Genomic DNA, 23,893 nt, shown 5'->3' with positions numbered 1-23,893 from the left:
AGGACGACACGGCCCGTCGGCGCGGAGCCGGGCCCTCAGGCGGCGTCGAGCGGGATCCCCCAGCCCGCCGCCAGTTCCCCGAACGCCTCGTGGAAGTCCGGGAAGGTCTTCTTCACACACGCCGGGTCGTCGAAGGTGATGCCCGGGGTGCGCAGGGCGGTCACCGCGAAGGACATGACGACGCGGTGGTCGCCGTAGGTCTTGATCTCGGCGGGGGCGGGGGTGCCGGGGCGGATCTCGATCCAGTCCTCGCCCGTCTCGGTGTCCACGCCCAGCCGGCGCAGGTTCTCCGCGCAGGCGTCCAGCCGGTCGCACTCCTTGACCCGCGTGTTGGCCACGTCCTCGATGCGGACGGGTCCGTCCGCGAAGGGGGCGACGGCCGCGAGGGTGGGCATGGTGTCGGAGATGTCCCGCATGTTGACGGTGAGGCCGCGGAGTTCGCCGGTGCCCCGCACGGTGGTGCGGTCCGCGGCGACCTCCACCTCCGCGCCCATCCGCCGCAGGACGTCCACGAAGCCCAAGTCGCCCTGAAGGGCTCCCTGTCCGAGCCCCGGGACGGTGACCTCACGGCCCGTCACGGCCGCCGCGGCGAAGAAGTAGCTCGCGGTGGAGGCGTCGGGCTCGATCGCGTAGGTGGTGGCCCGGTAGCCGCCCGGCGGTACGACGAAGGTGTCCCCCTCCCGCGCCACCTCCACCCCGAACGACCGCATCATCGCGAGCGTGATCTCCACGTACGGCGCGGAGACCAGGTCCGTCACCCGGATCCGCAGGCCCCTGCGGGTCAGCGGGCCGAGCATCAGCAGGGCGGTGAGGTACTGCGAGGACTGCCCGGCGTCGAGCGTCACCTCGCCGCCCTCGACCCCGGCCGCCTCGACGCGGAGCGGATGGTGGCCGTCCGCCGCCTCGTGGCGCAGGTCGACCCCCAGGTCGCGCAGGGCACGGGTGAGCGGGGCGAGGGGGCGGCGGCGCATCTGCTCGGACGCGTCGAAGCGGTAGCTGCCGTGGCCGGCGGCGGCGAGGGTGGGCAGGAAGCGGGCGGTGGTGGCGCCGTCCCGGCAGTAGACGTCGGCCGAGGGCAGCGCGGGGCCCTGCGGGCGGCCGTCCACCTGCCAGGTGTCCGGGGTGCGGCCGATGCGGTAGCCGAGGCGGGCCAGGCCCTCGGCGAAGCCCTCGGTGTCGTCGGAGCGGAGCGGGCGGACGAGGGTGGTGACTCCGTCGGCGGCGGCCGCGAGGAAGAGGGCGCGGGCGGTGACGGACTTGGAGCCGGGGATGTGGACGAGGGGCATGCGTCGATGATCTCCGGTTCCCGGCGGGTGGGGGATGCCTGTCCACGGGGTGGAACAGGGGGATCGTCGTGCGCGGGCCGGTGGGGGTTGCTCGCGCAGTTCCTCCCCCAGCCTTCGGCCGGGGGTACCCCCAGCGCCCCTTCGGGGCGCTTCCTTGCGGGTGCCGGGCCGCCGCCGTCGGCGTGCCCCGCCAATGCGCCGGTGGCGGCCCCGTTGCGGATACCGTGCCCTCAGCCGTTCCCCCCACCGCAAGGAGCGCACGTGCCCTCCAGACGCACCCTCCTCGCCGCGACCGCGGGCGTCACCGCGGCACTGGCCGTCGGCAACAGCGCGTACTCCCTCGGCACCGACGACGAGGCCCTGCGCTCGCTCGTCTCCCGGATGACCCTCCCGGAGAAGGTCGGCCAGCTGTTCGTGGTGCGGTTCTACGGCCACTCCGCGACCGCCCCCGACCAGGCCGACATCGACGCCAACCTCAGGGAGATCGGCGTCCGCACCGCCGCCGAGCTCGTCGCGAAGTACCGCGTCGGCGGCGTCATCTACTTCACCTGGACCCACAACACCCGTGACCCCCGGCAGATCGCCGAGCTGTCGAACGGCATCCAGCGGGCGTCCCTGGACCAGCCGCGCGGACTGCCCGTGCTCATCGCCACCGACCAGGAGCACGGTGCCGTCTGCCGGATCGGTGAGCCCGCCGCCCTGTTCCCGGGCGCGATGGCGATCGGCGCGGGCGGCTCGACGGCCGACGCCCGCACCCTCGGCCGGATCTCCGGCGCGGAACTGCGGGCGATGGGCGTCCGCCAGGACTACTCCCCCGACGCCGACGTCAACGTGAACCCGGCCAACCCGATCATCGGCGTGCGCTCCTTCGGCGCCGATCCGCACGCGGTGGGCGCGCTGGTCGCCGCCGAGGCGCAGGGCTACCAGGAGGCCGGGGTGGCCGCCACCGCCAAGCACTTCCCCGGCCACGGCGACACCGCCGTGGACAGCCACACCGGCTTCCCCGTCATCACGCACAGCCGGGAGCTGTGGGAGAAGCTCGACGCGGTGCCCTTCCGGGCCGCGATCAGGGCCGGCATCGACTCGATCATGACCGCGCACATCCAGTTCCCGGCCCTGGACGACTCCGGCGACCCGGCCACCCTCTCCCACCCCGTCGTCACCGGCATCCTGCGCGGCGAACTCGGCTACGACGGGGTCGTGGTGACCGACTCGCTGGGCATGGCGGGCGTGCGGACGAAGTACGGTGACGACCGGGTGCCCGTGCTCGCCCTCAAGGCCGGTGTCGACCAGCTCCTCGACCCGCCCGACCTCGACGTCGCGTGGCACGCCGTCCTGAAGGCCGTCCAGGACGGCGAACTGACGGAGTCCCGGCTGGACGAGTCGATCCTGCGCGTCCTGCGGCTGAAGTCCCGGCTGGGGCTGCTGGACCGGCCCTACGTCGACGCGAAGGACGTGCTCCGGGTGGTCGGCACCGCCGGGCACCTGGCCGCCGCCGACCGGGTCGCCGAGCGCACCACCACCCTGCTGGTCAACGAGGACGGCGTGCTCCCGCTGTCGCCCCGTACGCACGGCAGGGTGCTGGTGGTGGGCGCCGACCCGGCCTCCCCGTCCGGTACGACGGGTCCGCCCACCGGTGTCCTGGCCGCCGCCCTCACCGAACTCGGTTTCACCGCACGCGCGTTGTCCACCGGTACCGACCCCTCCGCCGAGACCATCGACAGCGCGGTCGCGGCGGCCGGCGGGTCGGACGCGGTGGTCGTCGGGACGTACAACGTCACGGCGGGCGGCGGACAGCGGAAGCTGGTGGAGCAACTGGTCGGCACCGGGCGGCCGGTGGTCGTGGTCGCGGTGCGCAATCCCTATGACGTCGCGCACCTGCCCATGATGAAGGCCTGTCTGGCGTCCTACTCCTGGACCGACGTCGAACTGCGGGCCGCCGCCCGGGTGATCGCGGGCCGGGTGGCGCCGCGGGGCAGCCTGCCGGTGCCGGTGCAGCGTGCGGACGACCCGGCGCGGGTGCTCTACCCGATCGGCCACGGGCTGACGTACCGGACGCACGGGACCGACCGGGTGTGAGCCTGGGGGGCGGTATCAGTACCGGTTTCTGAAGTCCCGTTCGGTCTGGGACTGTTGAGCGCCCTCGAGGGCGGCGGACGTTGACCGCTGCCGGCAGTCCTTCCTGAGGCGTTTCAACCTGGAGCACACGTTCCGCCTGTTCAAGCAGACCCTCGGCTGGACCAAGCCCCGGCTTCGCAGCTCGGAAGCGGCCGACCGGTGGACATGGCTGGTGATCGCCGCCTACGCCCAGCTCCGACTCGCCCGGCCACTGGCCACCGGCCTCCGCAGACCTCGGGAGAAACCGACCGAGCCGAACAGACTCACCCCCGCCCGCGTCCGACGGGGGTTCAGGAACCTGCGCGCGAGGACCGGCTCCCCGACCAGCGCACCGGAACCATCAACGCACCTACCAGGAAGGCCACTTGGTTCGAGGAACCGCCGTCCAGCCGCCCGTCACGACGTGGGCCGCGTCCTTGCGACCGGCGAGGCATACAGCCGCCCGCCCATCACGAAGTCGGCACGAAACCACGGTGCGCCGCCTGGCACCACCTGGTCTGACGACCGGGAGGCCTGTACGCGACCGGGGGGAGAGATCCGCCGACAGCTGCGGCCGCGTCTCGGCCGACCCTCTGCGCCCATGCCCGGCTGCCCCGGGCCGCAGGGGCCCCTGAAGTCTTTCCGCTCAGCCGGCGTTGAACGCCTCGGCGACGGCCAGCGTGTCCTCGTACACGTACAGGCGAGCGATCCGGCCGTCCTCGATCGCCAGGTGAAGGGCCACCGGTGTGGTGAACTCCTTGCCGGTGGGTGCGGCGGTGTGCGTGAAGACCGCCAGCAGCACCACGTCACCGCCGTCGACGATGAAGCGCTCCAGCACGACCTTGCTCCGGCCTTCCGCGAAGTGCGACCACATCGTGGTGAAGTACGGCGCGACCTCCTCCCGGCGGGTACGGCGCCCGGTCCAGGGCAGCGCGTCACTGCCGGGGACGTGCCAGTCGATCTCCTCGGAGAACAGTTCCTGGATGCCGTCGGGGTCCTGCCGGCCGAGGCGCTCCAGGAACTTCTCGGCCACGGTCCGCGAGGTCTGAGCGTCTGTTGTCATCGTCCTTGTCCTTGTCTTCTGTCTTTTCGTCGGCGTAACCATTTTGGTTACATCGACGGCCGTGGAATGCGACTCCCCCCGGCCAGGGGAAGTCGACGGTCCGAGGTCAGGCAGCTTTCAGGACGTCCCGCAGTACATCCTCCAGCGTGGTCTTGGCCAGCTCCCTGCACAGGGCGGCCTCCACGTCGTCGTACACGGCGGTCATCGCCGGCCCGATGCCGTGGCCCACGACGCACTCGGGGTCCGGTGTCGCGCGATGCAGGGCGAAGATCGGCCCCGGTTCGATCGCCTGATAGACGTCGAGCAGAGTGATCGCCGCCAGGTCCCGCGCGAGCATCCAGCCCGCCCCCGCACCTCGCCGTGAATCGGCCAGGCCGGCCTTGCGCAGCTCGCCCAGCAGGCGGCGGATCACCACGGGGTTGGTGTTGACGCTCGTCGCGATCTGCTCGGAGGTGGCGACCTCGTGGCCACGCCGCTGATACAGCCCGATCCATGTCAGGGTGTGCGCCGCGATGGTCAGCCTGCTGTTGGCACTCATGTCGGACTGCACCTCCGGCGCCCCTCGGTTCTGGTTGTAACCATATTTGTTACAGCTGTAGGTGGCAAGTCCTGCGGGGCCGGCTGGGCCCGCCTCGTCATGGAGCACGCCGCCCACAGGACCCCAACATCACCCGGTGGCGGGATTCCGGCGTATCCGGGTCACGCCCGGGGTCAGGGGCAAGGAGATGACGCCGCCCTTGGAAACGATCAGTCGCGGACTGTTTCGCGGGAGGCCGGTCCTCGGGCTTGACCTGCGCGACCACGGCCGGACGCCGCAGCACGGCGCCACCGCCTGGCCCGACCGGCCGCCGAGCAGAACCTCGTACGAGTTGGAGCACCCGGCCTCAACCGCTCACCACAGCCCTCGCACACCCGCCCTGCAGCCTTGCCGGCGCCCTCGGACACCCAGCCGAAAACAGAGGACCGAAAACAGGTGCTCAGGAACCGGCGTGTCGCGGGCGGGCCGGTGACGCCGATCTTCGCCCCGCCGGCCTCGTCCGGGGCACCGGCCTCAGCAGAGGATCCACCCCGAACTCACCGAGCCGCCCGCCACCGCGCCCTTCACCCAGACGCAGCGGTGACCGGCGTGGACGGTCACCGGGCCCGCGCGGTGGGTGTACCTGCCCTTGTCGACGACCGGGCGGTTGCCGCGGGCCTGGACGCTGACGGACATGGTGTGCTGGGTGCCGGGGTCCTTGGAGAGGGTGACCGCACAGACGTAGCCGCCCTGCCGGTAGACGTGCACCGTGCCGGTGGCGAAGGGCAGCGCCCGGACCTCGCGGCCGGCGCAGTTCCCGGCCGTCACCGCCTGGGCCTGCGCCGGCGCCACGAGGGCCAGCGCCCCGGAGACGGCCAGCACGGCCGCGCCGAACACCAGCCGCCGTCGTGTCGCACCACTGTCCACCGTCGTCCCCTCCCGCGTCACGGCCACACCCCATCCATCTACGTACTGATGTACGGACGCACGACGTATGTCGGATGGTTGCACGGTCGTCAGGGACCCGCGCGCACCGCCCCCGCTGAGCCGCTCGGCCGGACGGCGGCTCAGCGGGCGGCGCCCACCGGCTCCTCCGGCTCCTCGGACCGGCCGATGAAGGTGCGCCACAGTTCGGCGTACCGGCCGCCGCGCGCGAGGAGTTCCTCGTGGGTGCCGTCCTCGGCGACCCGGCCGTGGTCCATGACCACCACCCGGTCGGCGCGGGCGGCGGTGGTCAGCCGGTGGGCGACCACGAGCGTCGTACGACGGCCCGCGAGGCGGTCGGTGGCCAGGGTGACCTGTGCCTCCGTGGCCAGGTCGAGCGCCGCCGTCGCCTCGTCGAGGAGCAGCACGTCGGGGTCGACGAGTTCCGCGCGGGCCAGCGCGATCAGCTGGCGCTGGCCGGCCGAGAGGTTGCGGCCGCGCTCGGCCACCTGATGCAGGTAGCCGCCGTCGAGGGTGGCGATCATCTCGTGGGCGCCGACCGCGCGGGCCGCCGCCTCCACCTCGGCGTCGCTCGCCCCCGGCCGCCCGTACGCGATGGCGTCCCGGACGGTCCCCGGGAAGAGGTACGCCTCCTGGGGGACCACGCCCAGACGGTGCCGGTACGAGGTGAGGTCCAGGTCGCGCAGATCGGTGCCGTCGGCCGTCACCCGGCCGCCCGTCGGGTCGTAGAACCGCGCGACCAGCTTGACCAGGGTGGACTTGCCCGCGCCGGTCTCGCCGACGAAGGCGACCGTCTGCCCGGCCGGGATGACCAGGTCGATCCCGGCGAGGGCCGCCTCGGAGTCGTCGGCGCCGCCGTAGGAGAAGCGCACGTCCTCGAAGGCGATGTCGCCGCGCAGGGAGCCGACCTCGCGCGGCCGCTCGGCGGACCTCGTGGACGTCGGCTCGCGCAGGAGTTCCTGGATGCGGCCGAGGGAGACGGTCGCCTGCTGGTAGCCGTCGAAGACCTGGGAGAGCTGCTGGACGGGCGCGAAGAACAGGTCGATGTACAGGAGGTAGGCGACCAGCGCGCCGGTGGTGAGGGTGGCCGCCTCGACCCGGTGCGCGCCCGCGATCAGCACGCTCGCGGCGGCCACCGAGGACAGCAACTGGACGAACGGGAAGTAGAGCGATATCAGGTGCTGTCCCCGGATCCGGGCCCTGCGGTAGCTCTCGCTGCGCTCGGCGAAGCGCCGGGAGCCGTCGCGCTCGCGCCGGAAGGCCTGCACGATCCTGAGGCCCGCCACCGACTCCTGGAGGTCGGCGTTGACCAGCGACACCCGCTCACGGGCGAGTTCGTACGCCTTCACGCTCGCCCGGCGGAAGAAGAAGGTCGCGACGATCAGCGGGGGCAGGGTGACGAAGACGACGAGCGCGAGCTGCACGTCGATCACCAGCAGGGCGGCCATGATGCCGAAGAAGGTGACGACGGAGACGAACGCGGTGACGAGGCCGGTCTGCAGGAAGCTCGACAGGGCGTCCACGTCCGTGGTCATCCTCGTCATGATCCGGCCGGTCAGCTCCCGCTCGTAGTAGTCGAGCCCGAGCCGCTGGAGCTGGGCGAAGATCTTCAGCCGCAGGGAGTAGAGGACCCGTTCGCCGGTACGGCCGGTCACCCGGGTCTCGCCGACCTGGGCCGCCCACTGGGCGAGCACCGCGAGCAGCCCCAGCAGCGCGGCCGCCCAGACCGCGCCGAGCGCCATCCGGGAGACGCCCTGGTCGATGCCGTGCCGGATCAGCACCGGGAGGAGCAGGCCCAGGCCGGCGTCCGCGGCGACCAGGCCGAGGCTGACCAGGAGCGGTGCGCCGAAGCCCCGCAGCAGGCGGCGCAGGCCGTAGGAGTCCTCGGGGCGGACGGCGCCGGCCTCGTCGATGTCGGGGGTGTCGGTCGCCGGGGGCAACGCGTCCACCTGGGCCAGGAGTTCGGGGGTGGCGGGGGTGCCGGAGAGGGCGAGGTCCCGGGGCGTGCGGTCGCCGGTCCACAGGCGCGGGGTCACGCCGCGCTCGGCGTCGAACTCGGCGTCCAGCTCCTCCCGTACCGACGTGTCCTCGGCCGGGCCCGCGGGCAGGGCGTGGCCCGGGGAGACGCCGCCCAGCTCGTCGGGGTCGGTGAGCAGCCTGCGATAGAGAGCGGACCGTTTCTGCAGCTCCTCGTCGGTGCCGATGTCGGCGAGCCGGCCGCCGTCGAGGACGGCGATGCGGTCGGCGAGGTTGAGGGTGGAGCGGCGGTGTGCGATGAGCAGCGTCGTGCGGCCCCGCATCACGTGGGTGAGCGCCTCGTGGATCTCGTGCTCCACCCGGGCGTCGACGGCCGAGGTGGCGTCGTCGAGGACGAGCAGCCGCGGGTCGGTGAGGAGGGCACGGGCGAGGGCGACCCGCTGGCGCTGGCCGCCGGAGAGGGTGAGGCCCTGCTCGCCGACCTTGGTGTCGTAGCCGTCGGGCAGCTCGGCGATGAAGCGGTCGGCCTGGGCGGCGCGGGCGGCTTCGCGGATCTCCTCGTCGGTCGCGTCCGGACGGCCGTAGGCGATGTTGTTGCGGACCGTGTCCGAGAAGAGGAACGAGTCCTCCGGGACCAGGCCGATCGCGGCCCTGAGCGAGTCGAGGGTCAGCTCGCGCACGTCGTGGCCGCCGACCAGGACGGCGCCGTGGGTGACGTCGTAGAAGCGCGGCAGCAGGAGGGAGACCGTGGACTTGCCGGAGCCCGAGGAGCCGACGACGGCGAGGGTCTCGCCCGGGCGGATCTCGAAGCTCAGCCCCTGGAGGACGGGACGCTCGTCGTCGTACCCGAAGGAGACGTCGTCGAACTCGACGGTCGCGGGCGCGTCGGCGGGGAGGGTCTTGGTGCCCTCCTTCAGGGTCGGCTCGGTGTCGATCAGCTCCAGCACCCGTTCGGTGCCGGCGCGGGCCTGCTGGCCGACGGTGAGGACCACGGCGAGCATCCGGACCGGGCCGACCAGCTGGGCGAGGTAGGAGGAGAAGGCGACGAAGGTGCCGAGGGTGATGTGGCCGCGCACCGCGAGCCAGCCGCCGAGCGCCAGCATGGCGACCTGGCCGAGGGCCGGGACGGCCTGGAGCGCGGGGGTGAACCTGCTGTTCAGCCGTATGGTCCGCAGCCGCCCGGCGAAGAGCCTGCGCCCGACCTCGCGGAGCTTGCCGGTCTCCTGCTCCTCCTGCCCGAAGCCCTTCACCACGCGCACGCCGGTCACGGCGCCGTCGACCACGCCGGCGACGGCGGCGGCCTGGGCCTGGGCGTACCAGGTGGCGGGGTGGAGCTTGCTGCGGCTGCGCCTGGCGATCCAGTACAGCGCCGGGGCGACGGCGAGGGCGACGAGGGTGAGCGGTGGTGACAGCCAGGCCATGATGGCGAGGGAGAGCAGGAAGAGGAGGACGTTGCCGATGGTCATCGGCAGCATGAACAGGAGGCCCTGGATCAGCTGGAGGTCGCTGGTGGCCCGGCCGACGACCTGGCCCGTGGACAGCCCGTCCTGGCGCCGCCCGTCGAGCCGGGTGAGGGTGTCGTACATCTCCGTGCGCAGGTCGTACTGGACGTCGAGGGCGAGCCGACCGCCGTAGAAGCGGCGGACGTAGGTGGCCGCGTAGACGAGGACGGCGGCCCCGACGAGCGCGCCCGCCCAGGGCCCCATCGACCGGCTGTGAGCACCGATCACGTCGTCGATGATCACCTTCGTGATGAGCGGTACGACGGCCAGCACGGCCATTCCGGCCAGCGAGGACCCGAGCGCGAGCACGACGTCCCGTGGATGCCGCCAGGCGTAGCCCGCCAGCCTCCGCGCCCAGCCACCCTGCTGCCGCTCCCCCTGTTGCGCTGCCACGCGGTGCCCTCCGATCGCCCTGCTCTTCCGCAACGCCACAACACCAACGGAAGCGGATTTCATCCCTCCGCAACAAACCGACCCGTCCCGCCCTCCGCACCCCGGGCGGAGGCCGCCGCCAGCACCGCGGTGAGGAAGCGGCGCACCGTCTCCAGTTCGGCCGGCTCGAACCCCTCCGCGGCCGCCACCACCTCGCCGATCACCGGCCCGAAGAAGGCCCACCCCAGTTCCGTGGCCCGCTCCTCCACCTCCAGGAGCACGCGGCGCCGGTCGGCGGTGTCCCGGCCGCGCCGGACCAGCCCGAGCCGCTCCAGCCGGTCCACCAGGGCGGTGGTCCCCGCCGAGTTCAGGCGCAGCTGCCCGCCGAGCCACCCGGGTGTGGCACGGGTGCCGGTGCGCGCCGCGTCCAGCAGGTGGATCAGCGCCCGCACATCGGTGGGGTGCAGCCCCTGACGTGCGGCGAACTCGGCGCCGAGCAGGTCGAACTCGACGGTGACCGCGCGCAGCAGGTGGACCAGCCGCATCGCCGGGCTCTGGTCGTCCATGTACACCTCTCGGATCCGTGGCTCACGCTAATATCTCGCTCAACGAGATTATCGCTCGGCGAGAGGAATGCCCGTGCGCTCTTTCGACCGCGTCTACGAAGAGCTTCGCGCCCGCTGGCCCGAGTCCACCGAGGAGCGCGACGTCGCCACGCCCTACGGGCGCACCCGGGTCCATGTGTACGGCCCGGCGGACGGCGCCCCACTGGTGCTGCTGCCGGGAGGCTCCGCCACCGGACTGGTCTGGTTCGCCAACGCGCCGGCCCTCGGCGAGCGGTACCGGGTCCATGCGGTCGACCTGCTGGGCGACGCCGGCCGCACCGAACGCCACGGCGCCGCGCCGCGGACCGCCGACGACCTCACGGCCTGGCTGGACGCGCTGCTGGACGGACTCGGACTCGCCCGCACCCGGCTGTGCGGGCACTCGTACGGGGCCTGCCTGGCCGTCCGGTACGCCCTGCACGCGCCCCAGCGGGTGGACCGCCTCGCCCTCGTCGACCCGACCCAGGTCTTCGCCGGATTCCGACCCGGCTACCTGCTGCGCGCGCTGCCCACCCTGATCCGCCCGACGGAGGCCCGCGCCCGCGCCTTCCTGGCCTGGGAGACGGCGGGCAGCCGCCCGGACGAGACCTGGCAGCGCCTGTACGCGCTGGCCACCACCGTTCCCGGCCGCAAGCTCGTCGTGGGCAGCCGTCCCCGGGCCGGCGGCCTCGGCATGCCGGTACTGGTCCTGCTCGCCGAGCACAGCCGCGCCCACCACGCCCGCAAGGTCGCCGAAAGGGCCCGCCGGGCACTCCCGCACGGCGAGGTCGCCCTGCTCCCCGACGCCACCCATCACTCCCTGCCCCTCACCGCGCCGCAACAGCTGAACGACCGTCTGACGGACTTCCTGGAGCGGCCGTTCGGGGTGACCGTCGCGGGAGCTGACGGCCCGACCGGATAACGGAACGTCAAAGCCGCCCGTTCTCGTACAACCATTCGTGCGAACAACCGCGTCAGAACGGGCATGACTCACCGGATATCCAGACGTGCCAGAGCGCTGGCGGCGGTTGCCGGCGGGGCCGCGCTCACCGTGGGCATGGCCGCCGTGCCCGCCTCGGCCGCCGCGCCCGCGGTCAGTTGTACGTCCGCGAAGGCTGCCCTCGCCACGAAGTTGAAGACGGACATCACCGCGGCCGTCGCGAACCGCAGGGGGACGATCGCCGTCGGGCTGTACGACCGGTCCACGAAGACGACCTGCACGCTCCGCTCCACCACGCACTACGACTCGGCCAGCACGGTCAAGGTCACCGTCCTCGCCACACTGCTGTGGGACGCGAAGAAGCACAACCGGTACCTGACGACCACCGAGCAGACGCTCGCCAAGGCCATGATCACCAAGTCGGACAACGACGCGACCAGCAAGCTGTGGAAGCAGCTGGGCCTGACGAAGATCAAGGGCTTCCTCAGCGCCGCCGGCATGACGCAGACGACCCCGGGCGCCAACAACTACTGGGGCCTGACCCAGATCGACGTGCACGACGAGCAGAAGCTGCTCGCCCTCGTCACCGCCAAGAACAGTGTGCTCAGCGACAACGCGCGGGCCTACATCCTGAAGCTGATGGGGCAGGTCATCTCGTCCCAGCGGTGGGGCACCCCCTACGGCGCTCCCTCCGGCGTCTCCGTACACATCAAGAACGGCTGGCTGCAGCGCTCGACGCACGGCTGGCGGGTGCACAGCCTCGGCACGTTCACGGGGGGCGGGCACGACTACCAGATGACCGTGCTGACGCAGGACAACAGCACGATGTCCTACGGCATCGACACGATCCAGGCCGTCGCGAAGGTGGTCCACAGGGATCTCAAGGCGTCCTGAGACCCTCACGTAACCGTGCGGCCCTCACGTGAACGTGCGGCCCTCAAGGCAACGTGAGACCTTCAAGGGAACGTGAGACCCCTTCGGCCGGAAACCGGCCTTCCTTCACGGGGCGGCCCCCGGCCCGTCACCGGCGCGTCCTACGGTGACCCCCATGCGCCTGCGAACCGTACTCGCCACCGTCACCGCCGGCCTGGCGGCGGCCACCTGTCTGTCCGCCGCCGGGCCCGCCACCGCGGTCACCCCCGACCCGGCCGCCGACGGCCACGCCTGTTCCCCCTCGGTCTCCCTCGACGGGTTCTCCGACGCCCTCGACAAGACGACCTTCGGTGGCTATTTCGTCGGCAACCTCTCCGCGCTCGCCGTCGACGCGGACGGCTCCCTGGCCGCCCTCGCCGACCGCTCCTACCTCTTCGACCTGAACGCGAGGACGCTCGCGCCGAGGAAGGTCGTACCGCTCGCCGACGAGAACGGCGCCGCGCTGGACTCCGAGGGCCTGGTGGTGGACCGGGACGGCACCCGGCTGATCACCTCCGAGACCGAGCCGTCCGTCCGCCGCTACTCGCCGGACGGCAGGATCCTGGACCGCCTCCCGGTGCCGTCGTCCCTGCTGGTCTCCCCCGCCGGGCGGGCCACCGCCAACCAGACCTTCGAGGGCCTGACCCTGCTGAACGGCGGCCGCACCCTGCTGGCGTCCATGGAGGACGCGATCTCCGGCGACACCCCGGGAATCGTCCGCTTCCAGACCTGGCAGCGCACGAAGGGCGCCCCCTTCCGACTGTCGGCCCAGTACGCCTACCGCACCGACGACCCGGCCCTCGGCGTCCCCGAGGTGCAGGCGCTGCCCGACGGCCGGCTGCTGGTCCTGGAGCGCGGGTTCACCACCGGCGTCGGCAACACCGTCCGCCTCTTCCTGGCCGACCCCCGGCACGCCACGGACACCTCCGGCGTCCAGAACCTGACCGGGCAGGCGGGCGTCCGCCTGATCAGGAAGACCCTGCTCACGGACATCGCGAGCTGTCCTTCCCTGGGCGCCACGGCCAAGCAGCCCCAGCCCAACCCCCTCCTCGACAACATCGAGGGCATGGCCGTCACGGGCCGCGCGAAGGACACGTACCGGGTCCTCCTGGTCAGCGACGACAACCAGAACGCCGCCCAGACGACCCGGTTCTACCGGCTGTCGGTCCGGGTGCGCTGACCAGCTGGATCCCGCCCGCACCCCCGCGGAGGGCGGCCCGCACCGGCCGCCCTCTTACCGACATCTCATTCGCCCACAGGCTGCACCAAGGATCGGCACAGCCCCCGCCCATCCGTCGCCCGCAGGGTGGGATGGTGACATCTGCCACCGATCCCGTCCCCCACTCGCCCGTGTCCCCCGACTGGGGCCCGCCCACGGCGACCGCCACGGCACCCCCGACGGCCACGCCCGCGGCCGCCCCGCCGGACCGGGCACCGCGCTGGTCGCTGCCCGCGTTGATCGCGATCCTGGTCCTCGCGGCGGTGCTCTACTGCTGGAACCTCTCCGGTTCCGACATGAACACCTTCTACAGCGGCGCCGTCTGGGCCGGTACGAAGAGCTGGAAGGCCTGGTTCTTCGGTTCACTGGACCCGGGCAACTTCCTTACCGTCGACAAACCGCCGCTCGCCACCATGGTGATGGGCCTGTCCAGCCGGGTCTTCGGCTTCGGCACGTGGCAGATGATGGCGCCGATGATCGTGCTGGCGCTCGCCACGATCTACATCCTGCACGCCACCGTGAAGCGGGTGTGGGGTCACGGCGCGGCGACCGTCGCCGCGCTGGTGCTGGCGCTGACCCCGATCACCGTCGCCATCAACCGCGACAACAACCCCGACACCCTCCTGGTCTTCCTCATGGTGTCGGGCGCGGCGCTCGCGTTCCGCGCCACCCGTGACGAGAGGCTGCTGCCGCTGCTCGGCGCGGCGGCGTGCTTCGGTCTCGCCTTCAACACCAAGCTCCTCGCGGGCTGGATCGCGCTCCCCGCCGTCTTCGCGCTCTACCTGTACGCGTCGCGGGCCCCCTGGGTGAAGCGGGCCGTCAACCTGGCGCTCGCCGCGGTGGTCCTGGCCGTCTCCAGCTTCTGGTGGGCGGTCGCCGTCTCCCTGGTCCCGGCCTCCGACCGGCCGTACATCGGCGGCTCCACGGACGGCTCCGCCTGGGACCTGATCATGGGGTACGACGGTCTCGGCCGCGTCTTCGGCGGCGAGGGCAACGGCGGGGGCGGGGGCGGCGGAGGCGGCGGCTTCTCCGGTTCCGCGGGCCTCGGCCGGATGTTCAACGACATCCTCGGCGGCCAGATCTCCTGGCTGCTGCCCTTCTCGGCCATCGCGCTCGTCGCCGGTCTGGTGCGGTGCGGGCGCGCCCCGCGCACCGACCTCAGGCGGATGGCGCTGGTCCTGTGGGGCGGCTGGACCCTCCTGCACTACGTGATCTTCGCGACCGCGCAGGGCACCATGCACCCCTACTACACGACCGCGCTCGCCCCCGGCATCGCCGTGCTGTGCGCCGGCGGCGGCGTGATGATGCTGGACGCGTTCCGCGCCGACAAGCGGTGGGTGTGGGTGCTGCCCGTCGCCGTCGGGGTCACCGGCGTCTGGGCGATCGTGCTGCTGCGCCGGGCCTCCGGCTGGAACACCTGGCTGTGGCCGACGGTCGGCGTGCTGACGGCGGCCGGCATCGTGGGCATGATCCTCTTCCGGTCCGGCAACAGGGCCCGGCTGCTCGCGGCCTCGCTGGCGGCGGCCACGGTCGCGGCGCTGGCCGGTCCGACGGCGTACGCGGCGACCCTGCCGTTCGGCAGCGGCACCGGCGGGGGCATGCGCGGCGGCACGAACCCGACCGCGGGCCCCTCGACGGGCAGCGGCTTCGGCGGTGGTCCCGGCGGGGGCGGCAACCGTGCCGGGGGCTTCCCGGGCGGCGGCGAGCTGCCGGGCGGTACGCGGCAGGGCGGCGGGAACGGCCAGGCCGGCGGTGAGACGGGCGGCGGCTTCCCGGGCGGTGCGAGCGGTGAGGCTCCGAGCGGTACGAACGGTGGCTTCCCGGGCGGCGGCACCGGGCAGATGACGCCCGGCGGCGGCACCGGTGAACTGCCGAGCGGCGGCACCGGCACCGGCGAGATGCCCGGCGGAACGGGCAGCACCGGGGGCACCGGCGAGATGCCCGACGGCGGCACCGGCGGCACGCGCGGCGGCTTCGGCGGCGGTATGGGCGGCGGTGGCGGTATGGGCGGCGGCGTGGACAGCGAGCTGATCGCCTACCTGAAGAAGCACATGGACGGCGCCACCTGGCTGCTGGCCGTCTCCAACTCCCAGTCCGCGGCGCAGATCGAGCTGAGCGCGCGGGAGCCGGTGATCTCCATGTGGGGCTTCACCGGATCCGACAAGGCGATGACGGTCGCCAAGCTTCAGGAGCTGGTGAAGGCGGGCAAGCTGCACTACATCCAGGTCGGGTCCGGCGGCATGGGCATGGGCGGCGACAACACGCTCAGCTCCGCGGTGACGACATGGGTGAAGAAGCACGGCACCGCGGTGAAGGCGAGCGCGTACAGCAAGAGCACGAGTTCCTCTTCGAAAACGTCCACGCAGAGCAGCACGTCGACGCTCTACCGGTTGGACCCCTCGGACGTCGGCTGACACACCGGCACAAGAGGCCCCCGACCGCACGGTCGGGGGCCTCTTTTTACGTCCCGTTTACCTGCAGGTTCTCATGTCCATGTCACCCTGCTTCTCGCCGCCTCATCAACCCGCGTAGATGGGAAACTCTTTATGCTGGCGACACGCATCCGGCGCTGGAAGCCGGTGGCGCTGACGACCGCCGCCGTCCTGGTGGGCCTGACCGCCCCGGCGCTGACGGCGACCCCGGCCGCCGCCACCACGACCGCGTACGACTCGACGTACTACAAGAACGCGATCGGCAAGACGGGGACGAGCCTCAAGTCGTCCCTGCACACAATCATCAGCGCGAACGTCACCAAGCTGTCGTACTCGGCCCTGTGGGACGCCCTGAAGAAGACCGACCAGGACCCGAACAACAGCAACAACGTGATCCTGCTGTACTCGGGCATGTCGCGCAGCAAGACCCTCAACGGCGGTGACAGCGGCGACTGGAACCGCGAGCACGTCTGGGCGATCTCGCACGGCGACCTCACCACGTCCACCGGCCCCGGAACGGACCTGCACCACATCCGCCCCGAGGACGTGGCGGTCAACGGCAAGCGCGGCAACCTCGACTTCGACGAGGGCGGCTCCACCTTCACCAACAGCGGCGGCAGCAAGGTCGACTCGGACTCGTTCGAACCGCGCGACGCCGTCAAGGGCGACGTGGCCCGCATGATCCTCTACATGGCCGTGCGCTACGAGGGCGACGACGGGTTCGCGAACCTGGAGCCCGACGACAAGGTCGACAACGGCTCCAACCCCTACATCGGCAAGCTCTCGGTCCTGAAGCAGTGGAACGACGAGGACCCGCCGGACTCCTTCGAGGAGAACCGCAACGACGTCATCTACTCCACCTACCAGCACAACCGGAACCCGTTCATCGACCATCCGGAGTGGGTGGACGCGATCTGGTAGCCGGACCGGTCGTACTACTTACCTCGCACAGGTAAAGTCGATCTTGAGCCTGGGCGTGTCCGCGTGACCGCCCACCAGCATGGGGACCGCTTCTGGAGCGGCGAGTACTTCGGCGGCGACTACTGGGATTGACATCCTCCCCCTCTTAAAAGAGGCGGATTCCAACCCAGGCGGGTTGAGGTTCACGGGGGTTCGAACGACCGCTGGCCGCTGTCACCCCTCCGGCACCGGCTGCTCGCCGGGGGCGGGAAATCCCACCCTGTCCTGCCGCGACATTGATACTTGCGTTCTCATCCGCGTTGCAGGTGAACCCGCAGGACACGCAGCCGAAGTCGGCTTGGCTCTTGCGCGACTTCTTCTCGATCCATCCGCAGGCACTGCACCGCAGACTCGTGTAAGGCGCGGGAACATCCTCGACCCGACCGGGGGCCTTGTGCCCGGTGCGCTGCCGCAGCAAGCCCCAGCCCTGGGCGAGGATGCCCCGGTTCAGCCCAGCCTTCTGGCGGACGTTCACGCCGGGCTGCTCCGTCGTTCCCTTCGCGGAGCGGGTCATGTTCTTGATGTTCAGCTTCTCGAACCGGATCACGTCGTAGGAGCGGGCGAGCATGGTGCTGGTCTTCTCGCACCAGTCCTTGCGCCGGTTCACCTCGCGTGCCTTGAGCCCGGCGACCATCGCGTACGCGGCGGCCTTGGGCGCACTGCCCTTGGGAGCCCGGGCCGCGCGCCGCTCATGCTTGCGGATCTGTGCCCGCTCCCTGACCGTGAGGTGCGGGCAGTTCAGCTTCCGCCCGTCCGATAGGGCCGCCGTGATCTTCACGCCCCGGTCAATACCGACGACCTCACCCGTGCCGGGCTTCTCGACCGGCTCGGGGATGACCGCGAACGCGATGTGCCACTTACCGTTGTGACAGGTGACCCGGAACGTCTTCGCAGCGGGAAGCCGCGCACCCTTGCCCTTGATGCTGAGGCGGAAACGGACCCAGCCGCAGCCGGGGACCTTGACCTGTGCCCACCGCCGGTTGAGCTTCTCCACCACCACGGAGCGACCCATGACCTGTTTGCCGGTCTTCCGGTTCAGCTTCGGGCTGCCGTCCGGTTCATACTCGAGTACACGGCCCGTGCCGATGACGCGGAAGCCTTCGTGCTGGTGCTTCCTGCGCCAGGTCGGCTCACCGAAGCCGGAGGCGAAACGGGCGTTCTTGGCCGAGGCGAAATCCTTCAGCGCCTGCTGCTGCACGTCCGCGTTCCCGGCCGCCAGCCACTCGTTTCCCCGCCGAGCCTCCGTGAGTTGGCGGCACTGCTCCGCAAAACCTGGCGCGGACCTGCGGCCCGGCTTCCAGTACGCGTGCTGCTCGACAGCCAGATTCCAGACGTACCGGGCGTGCGCACAGTGCAAGAGCATCTGCTCCGCCTGCGCGGACGTCGGGTACATCCGGAAACGTGACATGCCGCGAACCTAGCCACCACGCTCCCCACCCGCGCACACCATCGACCAACATCACCCGAGTGAGTGACCGCACCGGCCGGCCACCACCACCGGATCTCAACTCCCCTCACCACCGCTCGTGCGGGGCCATCCTCACTACCAAGCACGACAATGCCGATTCGCCCCAACTGCGATTCGGCTTCTTCTGCCCCGCTTGGCGGGAGCGAGCATCCACCCCGGCACTGAAGGACCGGGCGCCCTGCCCGAGAGCGAGTTGGACGGCCCGCAGCGGCTACCGCGACATGCCGCCGGGCCTCCTGACAACGTCGGCTCCTTCGTCGCCGACACCCGCGCCTGCTTCGTCAACTGGTCGCCGGCCGCGAAGCGCGACGTCTTCAACGGCGACTGGCGCTCCCAGTACCGCGGCGACTTCGGGGGACGGATCGACGGGGTGGGCGCGGGGGCCTGCTGAGCGGTTCGGCAGGCCCCGTAAGGGGCGCAGGGCCGTATCCGATGTACGGCTCCGCCGCGTGGGCGCGACCAGCCGCGACAGCACCGCAGACGACAGACGGCTTTTCGCGGCGCTTCCGGCGGAGCGGTCAGTCCCCCAGGTGTGTCGGCGCGAACATCCGCAGCAGGGCCGGGAGTACGACCACCGAGGGGCCCGGCGCGGACAGGGCCTTCGCCAGGTCCGCCGCCAGGGTCTTTGGGGTCGTGCGGACCCCCGGTACCCCGAAGGACTCGGCGAGCGCCGCGTAGTCGGGGCGGGTCAGTTCGGTCGCCGTGGGCTCACCGAAGGCGTCGGTCATGTACTCGCGGAGGATGCCGTAGCCGCCGTCGTCGACGATGAGCCAGGTGACCGGGAGGTCGTACTGCCTGGCGGTGGCCAGTTCGGCGATGGAGTAGAGGGCGCCGCCGTCGCCGGAGACCGCCAGCACCGGGCGGGTCGGGTCGGCGGCGGCCGCGCCCAGGGCCGCCGGGAAGCCGTAGCCGAGACCGCCGGCGCCCTGCGCCGAGTGCATCAGGTTCGGGGCCTCGGCGTCGAACGCCGACCACGCCCAGTACGCCAGGATCGTCATGTCCCAGAAGGACGGGGACCCGGCGGGCAGGGCCTGGCGGACCGACGCCAGCACGTCCTGTTCCAGGGTGAGTTCCTGCGCGGCGATGCGGGCGGCGACCTTGTCGAGGAGGGCGCGCACCCGGTCGGGTGCCGTCGCGTCCGGGCGCGGCACCACCGTCTCGAGGAGCGCCTGCAACGCGAGCCGCGCGTCCGCGTGGATGCCGAGGGCCGGGTGGTTGGACTCCAGTTTGCCGAGGTCCGCCTCGATCTGGATCACCCGGCCGCGCGGCCTGAACGTGTGGTAGTTGGAGGAGAGTTCACCCAGGCCCGAGCCGACCACGAGCAGGACGTCCGCGTCCTCCAGGAAGTCCGTGGTGTGCCGGTCCTCCAGCCAGGACTGGAGGGAGAGCGGGTGGTGCCAGGGGAACGCGCCCTTGCCGCCGTAGGTGGTGACGACGGGGGCGTTCAGCGTCTCGGCCAGCTGCCGCAGCTTCCCCGCGGCGTCCGACCGTACGACCCCGCCGCCCGCGATGACCGCGGGGCGGGCGGCGCGGGAGAGCAGGTCCGCTGCCACGGCGGTCAGTTCGGGGCGCGGCGGGAGTTCCTCCGGGGTCGCGTCGACCGCGGTCACGACGGGGAGGGACGTCTCGGCGAGAAGGACGTCCTGCGGGATCTCCACCCACACCGGGCCGTGCGGGGCGCTCAGCGCCGACTTCCAGGCCGCCGCGATCGCGGAGGGGATCTGAGACGGGGTGCGGACGGTGTGGACCGACTTCACCACGCCCCGGAACGAGGCGGACTGGTCCGGCAGTTCGTGCAGGTAGCCGTGGCGGCCGCCGCCCAGTCCCGCCGTCGGGACCTGGCTGCTGATCGCCAGCACGGGCGCGGAGGCGGCGGCCGCCTCGTGCAGCGCGGCCAGCGAGGTCAGCGCGCCGGGGCCGGTGGAGAGGAGCAGCGGGGCCGCCTCGCCGGTGATCCGGCCGTACGCGTCCGCCGCGAAGCCCGCGTTGTTCTCCACCCGCAGGCCGACATAGCGCAGCGAGGAGCGGCGCAGCGCGTCGAACATGCCGAGGGCGTGCTGGCCGGGCAGTCCGAAGACGGTGGTCGCGCCGAGCCCGGCCAGGGTCTCCACGACCAGGTCCCCGCCGTTGCGACCGGCGGGAGGGTCGAGGGCCGCGGCGGTCTGCGCCTCGGTCGGGCGGAGCACCAGGTCGTGGTCGTGGGTCACTTGGAGCGCGCCTCGGCAATCTGTCGGGTCATGATCGTGGTCAGTTCGTAGGCGGTGTGCGAGGCGGCCACCGAGGTGATCTCCGCGTGGTCGTACGCGGGGGCCACCTCGACGACGTCCGCCGACACCAGGTTGCAGCCGGCGTACCGGGGGATGCGGGAGGAGTCGACGGGACCGCGGGGCGTCACGTTGCCGCTCATCGGGTGCTGCCTTCTTTCCTGCGCTTCGTCGCTCATGTACCGCTATGCACTGCTTCTTTTACGACCTTACTGGTGGGCCGGAACCGGCTCGGACACGGGTTCGGGAGTACCCCGGCCGGCGAGCCGCTCGCGCCAGTTCGCCAGTACGGCCTCGTCGGTCGGCCTGGTCGCCAGGGAGCCGGCGACGTAGGCGACGAGGGAGGAGAGGAGGCCGTAGTAGACGGGCTCGTTGGCGAGGATGCCGTACCCGGCCATCAGGCCGATCACCGCGAGGCCGCCGACCACCACGGCGGCGAGGGCGCCCTGGACGGTGCCGCGCTTCCACAGCAGCCCGCCGAGGATGGGCACCAGCAGACCGCCGACGAGCAGGTTGTAGGCCACGGTGAGCGCCTCCACCACGTTGTTGAGCGCGATGGCCGTGCCGATCACCCCGAGTCCCATGACCAGGATGAAGACCCGGTTGCCCCGCACCTCGTCGTGGTCACCGGGCCGCGCCTTCCCGCGCAGCCGCGACCAGATGTCGTTGTTGGCCACGGTGGCGCAGGCGATCAGCGCGCCGGAGGAGGTCGACATCACCGCGGCGAGCGCCGCGGCCAGCACCAGCCCGCGCACACCGACGGGCAGTTCGTCCTTGACGATGGTGGCGAAGGCGTCGTCCGCGCTGCCCAGCTTCGGGTAGAGCACCTTGGCCGCCGTCCCGATGACCGCCCCGGCGAGGGCGTAGACCAGGCAGTAGGTGCCCGCGACCGTGCCGCCCCACTTCGCCGTCGTGTCACTGCGCGCCGTGAACACCCGCTGCCAGATGTCCTGCCCGATGAGCATGCCGAAGGTGTAGATCAGCACGTAGGTGAAGATCGTCTCGCCGCCGATGCCCAGCGGGTCGAAGTACGACGTCGGCAGCTTCGCCCTCATCTCCGAGAAGCCGCCCGCCTTCACCACGGCGATGGGCAGCAGGAGCAGCAGCACGCCGATCGTCTTCACGACGAACTGGACCATGTCCGTCAGCGTGATCGACCACATGCCGCCGAGCGTCGAGTAGGCGACCACGATCGAGCCGCCGATGACGATCGCGACGGTCCGGTTCATGTCGAAGAGGACGTCGAAGATCGTGGCGTAGGCGATGGTGGAGGTCACGGCGAGCATCAGGGTGTACGCCCACATGACCACGCCGGAGATGACCCCGGCTCGGCCGCCGTACCGCAGGTCCAGCATCTCGGAGACGGTGTACACCTTGAGGCGGGCGATCCGGGCCGAGAAGAAGACGGAGAGGGCGAGCAGACCCAGGCCGATGGTGAAGACCATCCAGGCCCCGGACAGCCCGTACCGGTAGCCCAGGCCGACCCCGCCGATGGTGGACGCGCCGCCGAGGACGATCGCGGCCATGGTGCCGGAGTACATCGCGGGCCCGAGCCGGCGTCCGGCCACCAGGAACTCGCTCTTGGACCTGGCGCGGCGCATGCCCCACCAGCCCATGGCCAGCATCCCGGCGAGATAGAGCACGATCACTGAGTAGTCGACGGCCATGGGACCTCCCTCGAATCATGTGCACGAATGGACGACGTGCCACGACACTAGGTGGCCGGAAAGCGACTGCGAAGTGTACGTTTCATCCATCCGAGCCGTACGGGACAGAGGAAACGCACACCATGCCGGATCCCACGGTTCCCCCCACGCCCGCCGTACCCCTCGCCGCCCTCCTGGCCCGCGAGGACCTCGCGCTGCGCCAGATCGCCGGACCGTCCGGCCCTTCCGTCGCCGTCCACGCGGCCCACACCTCGGAGATGGCCGACCCGTACCCGTACCTGCTGGGCGGTGAGCTGCTGCTGACGGCCGGGGTGCACATCCCGGAGACGGCGGGCTCGGGCCCATACTTCGACGACTACGTCTCCCGGATCGTGGCGGCGGGCGGCGCCGCCCTCGGCTTCGGGCTGGCCCCCGTGCACGACACGGTCCCGCGCGCCCTGGCCGAGGCCTGCGACAGCCACGGCCTCCCGCTCGTCGAGGTCCCGCCGAGGACCCCTTTCACCGCCGTCGCCCGCGCGGTCTGGCAGCTGCTGGCCCAGGCCCGCCTGGCCGAACTGCGCCGCGTCACGGAGGCCCAGCAGAGCCTGGCCGCGGCCGCGGCCCGCCCCGACCCGGTCCCCGCGGTGCTCCGCCAGCTCGCCACCCGGCTCGGCGGCTGGACGGCCCTTTACGGACCGGAGGGCACCGAGATCGCCTCGGCGGGCCGGGAGCCCGGGGAAACCGCGCGCCGGGCGCTGGCCGAGCTGGCGGAGGTGGTCCGCCCCTCCGGCCCCGGCACCCCCACCTCCGCCACCCACGCCATCGCCGGCACCCACCTCGCGGCCTACGCCCTCGGCACCGGCTTCGCACTCGGCGTGGCCACCCCGGCCCGCGAAGCGGGCGACCACACCATCGCCTCGGTGGCCACGGTCCTGCTCACCCTCCTCACCGGGGACCAGCAGAGCGGCTCGGGCGCGGCCCGCACCTCAGCACTCGTACGACTCCTGCTGGGCGGCACACCGGAAGAGGCGGCCCTGCTGCTGGGCAGTGGCGACACCTGGTTCGTCGTGCACGCCTCGCCGAACGACCGACGGGACCGTGCCTACCCAGGGGCGCGGGGCCCTGTCGACATGCGGCTCCGCCGCGGGGCGCGACCAGCCCCCGCGCACCCGCAGCCGCCCGACCCCCTGGCCGCCACCGCACTGGGCGCCAAACTCGGCTCGCCCCTCATCGATGCCGTAGGGGAAACCGTCCGCGTCCTGGTTCCCGCGGACCGAACGCCCCAGCCACAGCCCGGCTGGACCCTCGGCGTCAGCGCTCCCGTACCCGCACAGCACCTGTCGACCGCAGCCACGCAAGCGGCCCGCGCCCTTGCCCGCGCCCGGGCGACCCGCACCCCGCTGCTGAGGCACGGCAGCCACCCCGGCCTCGCCGAACTCGTCCCGCGGGAAGAAGCACAGGCCCACGCCCGCGCCCTCCTCGCCCCGCTCGCGGAGCACCCCGCCCTCACCGACACCCTGCGCACCTGGCTGTCGCTGCACGGCAGTTGGGACCGCACCGCGGTCGCCCTGGCCGTCCACCGCAACACCGTGCGCCAGCGCATCGCCCGCTGCGCGGCCCTCCTCGGCACCGAACTCGACGACCCGGACGTGCGGATGGAGCTGTGGTTCGCCCTCGGGCAGCAGTGACGCACGTCCCAGCGGGCGATA

17 protein-coding genes and 2 pseudogenes are annotated in these 23,893 nt (G+C 71.9%); 9 read left to right on the top strand and 10 right to left on the bottom strand.

Going from position 1 to position 23,893, the window contains the following annotated elements:
• Window positions 1-35 precede the first annotated feature (35 nt).
• Window positions 36-1,286, bottom strand: coding sequence for a 3-phosphoshikimate 1-carboxyvinyltransferase (gene aroA / locus ACZ3KP_RS32155; protein ID WP_467503726.1), 1,251 nt, complete (start codon window positions 1,284-1,286; stop codon window positions 36-38).
• A 261-nt stretch (window positions 1,287-1,547) separates the two neighbouring features.
• Between aroA and ACZ3KP_RS32150 the strand changes: the two genes are divergently transcribed.
• Both ACZ3KP_RS32150 and ACZ3KP_RS32145 read left to right on the top strand, forming a co-directional pair.
• Window positions 1,548-3,365, top strand: a complete 1,818-nt coding sequence (locus tag ACZ3KP_RS32150) for a glycoside hydrolase family 3 protein (protein ID WP_467503724.1) — start codon at window positions 1,548-1,550, stop codon at window positions 3,363-3,365.
• Between the two features lie 73 nt (window positions 3,366-3,438).
• Window positions 3,439-3,846 (top strand): annotated as a pseudogene (locus tag ACZ3KP_RS32145) (NF041680 family putative transposase); the annotation flags it as partial.
• A 183-nt stretch (window positions 3,847-4,029) separates the two neighbouring features.
• Here the strand turns inward: ACZ3KP_RS32145 and ACZ3KP_RS32140 are convergent.
• The 5 genes from ACZ3KP_RS32140 to ACZ3KP_RS32120 form a co-directional block, all read right to left on the bottom strand.
• Window positions 4,030-4,446, bottom strand: a complete 417-nt coding sequence (locus tag ACZ3KP_RS32140; RefSeq protein ID WP_467503723.1) for a nuclear transport factor 2 family protein — start codon at window positions 4,444-4,446, stop codon at window positions 4,030-4,032.
• Window positions 4,447-4,552: 106 nt separating this feature from the next.
• Window positions 4,553-4,984 carry an Rrf2 family transcriptional regulator gene (locus ACZ3KP_RS32135; RefSeq protein WP_182909808.1) on the bottom strand — a complete coding sequence of 144 codons (432 nt, stop codon included), beginning with the start codon at window positions 4,982-4,984 and terminating at the stop codon, window positions 4,553-4,555.
• Window positions 4,985-5,497: 513 nt separating this feature from the next.
• A complete protein-coding gene (locus ACZ3KP_RS32130; RefSeq protein ID WP_467503860.1) occupies window positions 5,498-5,890 on the bottom strand; it encodes a hypothetical protein in 393 nt (130 codons plus the stop codon).
• A 140-nt stretch (window positions 5,891-6,030) separates the two neighbouring features.
• Window positions 6,031-9,780, bottom strand: coding sequence for an ABC transporter ATP-binding protein (locus tag ACZ3KP_RS32125; RefSeq protein WP_467503721.1), 3,750 nt, complete (start codon window positions 9,778-9,780; stop codon window positions 6,031-6,033).
• Window positions 9,781-9,839: 59 nt separating this feature from the next.
• On the bottom strand, window positions 9,840-10,325 hold the full coding sequence (locus ACZ3KP_RS32120; protein WP_467503720.1) for a MarR family winged helix-turn-helix transcriptional regulator: 486 nt from the start codon (window positions 10,323-10,325) through the stop codon (window positions 9,840-9,842).
• Window positions 10,326-10,392: 67 nt separating this feature from the next.
• Here ACZ3KP_RS32120 and ACZ3KP_RS32115 point away from each other — a divergent pair, with 67 nt between their 5' ends.
• From ACZ3KP_RS32115 to ACZ3KP_RS32095, 5 genes are all read left to right on the top strand, one after another.
• Window positions 10,393-11,265, top strand: a complete 873-nt coding sequence (locus ACZ3KP_RS32115; RefSeq protein WP_467503719.1) for an alpha/beta fold hydrolase — start codon at window positions 10,393-10,395, stop codon at window positions 11,263-11,265.
• A gap of 63 nt (window positions 11,266-11,328) precedes the next feature.
• Window positions 11,329-12,177, top strand: a complete 849-nt coding sequence (locus ACZ3KP_RS32110) for a serine hydrolase (protein ID WP_467503718.1) — start codon at window positions 11,329-11,331, stop codon at window positions 12,175-12,177.
• A 154-nt stretch (window positions 12,178-12,331) separates the two neighbouring features.
• Window positions 12,332-13,375: an esterase-like activity of phytase family protein gene (locus ACZ3KP_RS32105; RefSeq protein ID WP_467503717.1), complete on the top strand. Its 1,044-nt coding sequence runs from the start codon at window positions 12,332-12,334 to the stop codon at window positions 13,373-13,375.
• A 134-nt stretch (window positions 13,376-13,509) separates the two neighbouring features.
• Window positions 13,510-15,828 (top strand): ArnT family glycosyltransferase, encoded by a 2,319-nt coding sequence (locus ACZ3KP_RS32100; protein ID WP_467503858.1) that lies wholly within the window; start codon window positions 13,510-13,512, stop codon window positions 15,826-15,828.
• Between the two features lie 132 nt (window positions 15,829-15,960).
• Window positions 15,961-16,767, top strand: a complete 807-nt coding sequence (locus ACZ3KP_RS32095) for an endonuclease I family protein (RefSeq protein ID WP_467503715.1) — start codon at window positions 15,961-15,963, stop codon at window positions 16,765-16,767.
• Between the two features lie 145 nt (window positions 16,768-16,912).
• Here ACZ3KP_RS32095 and ACZ3KP_RS32090 read toward each other — a convergent pair whose 3' ends face one another.
• Window positions 16,913-18,214 (bottom strand): RNA-guided endonuclease InsQ/TnpB family protein, encoded by a 1,302-nt coding sequence (locus ACZ3KP_RS32090; protein ID WP_467503713.1) that lies wholly within the window; start codon window positions 18,212-18,214, stop codon window positions 16,913-16,915.
• A 193-nt stretch (window positions 18,215-18,407) separates the two neighbouring features.
• Between ACZ3KP_RS32090 and ACZ3KP_RS32085 the strand changes: the two genes are divergently transcribed.
• The gene (locus ACZ3KP_RS32085; RefSeq protein ID WP_467503712.1) at window positions 18,408-18,665 is read left to right on the top strand and encodes a hypothetical protein; all 258 of its coding nucleotides are present in this window, start codon (window positions 18,408-18,410) and stop codon (window positions 18,663-18,665) included.
• Window positions 18,666-18,792: 127 nt separating this feature from the next.
• On the opposite strand, the gene ACZ3KP_RS32080 is transcribed toward ACZ3KP_RS32085, so the two are convergent.
• The 3 genes and pseudogenes from ACZ3KP_RS32080 to ACZ3KP_RS32070 form a co-directional block, all read right to left on the bottom strand.
• Window positions 18,793-20,481 (bottom strand): thiamine pyrophosphate-binding protein, encoded by a 1,689-nt coding sequence (locus tag ACZ3KP_RS32080; protein WP_467503711.1) that lies wholly within the window; start codon window positions 20,479-20,481, stop codon window positions 18,793-18,795.
• Window positions 20,478-20,624, bottom strand: a pseudogene (locus ACZ3KP_RS32075) (arginase family protein); the annotation flags it as partial. The pseudogene ACZ3KP_RS32075 and the gene ACZ3KP_RS32080, both read right to left, overlap by 4 nt.
• Window positions 20,625-20,747: 123 nt before the next feature.
• Window positions 20,748-22,205: a sodium:solute symporter family protein gene (locus tag ACZ3KP_RS32070; RefSeq protein WP_467503709.1), complete on the bottom strand. Its 1,458-nt coding sequence runs from the start codon at window positions 22,203-22,205 to the stop codon at window positions 20,748-20,750.
• Between the two features lie 122 nt (window positions 22,206-22,327).
• Between ACZ3KP_RS32070 and ACZ3KP_RS32065 the strand changes: the two genes are divergently transcribed.
• Complete coding sequence (locus tag ACZ3KP_RS32065) at window positions 22,328-23,872, top strand: helix-turn-helix domain-containing protein (protein ID WP_467503708.1); 1,545 nt, start codon at window positions 22,328-22,330, stop codon at window positions 23,870-23,872.
• The last annotated feature ends 21 nt before the right edge of the window (window positions 23,873-23,893 follow it).

This window comes from Streptomyces sp. NPDC020958 (genome assembly GCF_055562175.1).
Note: the sequence above shows the minus strand (reverse complement) of the source record. Positions and strands in the feature narration are given on the sequence as shown.

What these genes read in the sequence shown, in the direction of transcription:
- aroA (WP_467503726.1), bottom strand. Translation starts at nt 1,286, where the DNA reads ATGCCCCTCGTCCACATCCCCGGCTCCAAGTCCGTCACCGCCCGCGCC.
- ACZ3KP_RS32140 (WP_467503723.1), bottom strand. Translation starts at nt 4,446, where the DNA reads ATGACAACAGACGCTCAGACCTCGCGGACCGTGGCCGAGAAGTTCCTG.
- ACZ3KP_RS32135 (WP_182909808.1), bottom strand. Translation starts at nt 4,984, where the DNA reads ATGAGTGCCAACAGCAGGCTGACCATCGCGGCGCACACCCTGACATGG.
- ACZ3KP_RS32120 (WP_467503720.1), bottom strand. Translation starts at nt 10,325, where the DNA reads ATGGACGACCAGAGCCCGGCGATGCGGCTGGTCCACCTGCTGCGCGCG.
- ACZ3KP_RS32115 (WP_467503719.1), top strand. Translation starts at nt 10,393, where the DNA reads ATGCCCGTGCGCTCTTTCGACCGCGTCTACGAAGAGCTTCGCGCCCGC.
- ACZ3KP_RS32110 (WP_467503718.1), top strand. Translation starts at nt 11,329, where the DNA reads ATGACTCACCGGATATCCAGACGTGCCAGAGCGCTGGCGGCGGTTGCC.
- ACZ3KP_RS32105 (WP_467503717.1), top strand. Translation starts at nt 12,332, where the DNA reads ATGCGCCTGCGAACCGTACTCGCCACCGTCACCGCCGGCCTGGCGGCG.
- ACZ3KP_RS32095 (WP_467503715.1), top strand. Translation starts at nt 15,961, where the DNA reads ATGCTGGCGACACGCATCCGGCGCTGGAAGCCGGTGGCGCTGACGACC.
- ACZ3KP_RS32090 (WP_467503713.1), bottom strand. Translation starts at nt 18,214, where the DNA reads ATGTCACGTTTCCGGATGTACCCGACGTCCGCGCAGGCGGAGCAGATG.
- ACZ3KP_RS32070 (WP_467503709.1), bottom strand. Translation starts at nt 22,205, where the DNA reads ATGGCCGTCGACTACTCAGTGATCGTGCTCTATCTCGCCGGGATGCTG.
- ACZ3KP_RS32065 (WP_467503708.1), top strand. Translation starts at nt 22,328, where the DNA reads ATGCCGGATCCCACGGTTCCCCCCACGCCCGCCGTACCCCTCGCCGCC.